The sequence below is a fragment of the Neptuniibacter pectenicola genome, from assembly GCF_001597735.1.
GTDB lineage: Bacteria > Pseudomonadota > Gammaproteobacteria > Pseudomonadales > Balneatricaceae > Neptuniibacter > Neptuniibacter pectenicola.
The window spans coordinates 1-893 of record NZ_LUTS01000051.1 but is presented as its reverse complement, the minus strand read 5'-3'; the positions used below and the strand labels follow the sequence as shown (position 1 = coordinate 893).

The following is an 893-nucleotide window of genomic DNA, read 5'->3' as shown; positions in this document are numbered from 1 at the left end:
CCTTCCTCCCTTCCTTCCTTTCCTTTTCTTTTCCCCCCCTCCTCCTTCCCCCCCCCCCTTCCCCCCTTCTCTTCCTTCCTCCCTTCCTCCTTTTCCCCCTCCCCTCCCCTCCTTTCCCTCTTTCCTTTTCTCTCCTCCTCTTCTCTCCCCTTCCCTTCCTCCCCTCTCTCTCCTTTTTTTTCCTTCCCTCTCCCTCTCTTCCCTTCTCTTCTTTTTCTCCTTTTTTCTTTTTTCCCCCCCCCTTCTTTCTCCTCCTCCCTCTTCTCTTCTTCCCTTTCCCTCTCTCCCCCCCCCCTCTTTTTCCTTCCCACTCCCCTCCCCCTCTTCCTTCTCTCCCCTTCTCCCCCTCTTCCTTCCTTTCCCCTCCTCTTCTTTTTCTTTCCCCCCTTCTCTTCCCTCTTTTCTCTCTCTTCTCTTTCCTTCCTTCCTCTTTCCCCTTTTTCCCCCCCTCCCCCTCCCCCTTCTTCCCTCCCTTTCCCTCTTTCCCCCCTTCTTTCCCTTCTTTTCTTCTCTCTTCCTCTTCCTTTTTTCCCCCTTCCTCTTCTCTTCCTTACCCTTCCTTTCTTTCCCCCTTCCTTCCTTTCTCTCCTCCTCCCTCCTCTCCCTTCCCCCCCCCCTCTTTTTCTCCTTCTCTCTCCCTTTCCCCCTTTCTTTTCCTCTTTCCTCTCCCCTCTCTTTTCCTCTCTCTCCCCTTTCTCCTTCTCCCTTTCTCCCCTCTCTATTTTCCTTACCCTTCACCTCCTTCCCTTCACCCCCCTCTCTCTCCTTCCTTCCCCCCCCCTCCTCCTCCTATCCTCGCCACTCCGCCATCACCCCACCACCCTACTCTCTCGTCTTCCCCTCCTCCCTCCCACCCTCTCCCTTCCAACGCTCTGCATCATCTTATACGGCCT

At 55.2% G+C, this 893-nt stretch carries 1 protein-coding gene; it reads right to left on the bottom strand.

Annotated features, from left to right (window positions below; all coding sequences use genetic code 11):
* The coding region (locus A3773_RS19700) for a hypothetical protein (protein ID WP_197462822.1) at positions 1 to 738 on the bottom strand (738 nt) is incomplete at its 3' end.
* Positions 739 to 893 lie beyond the last annotated feature (155 nt).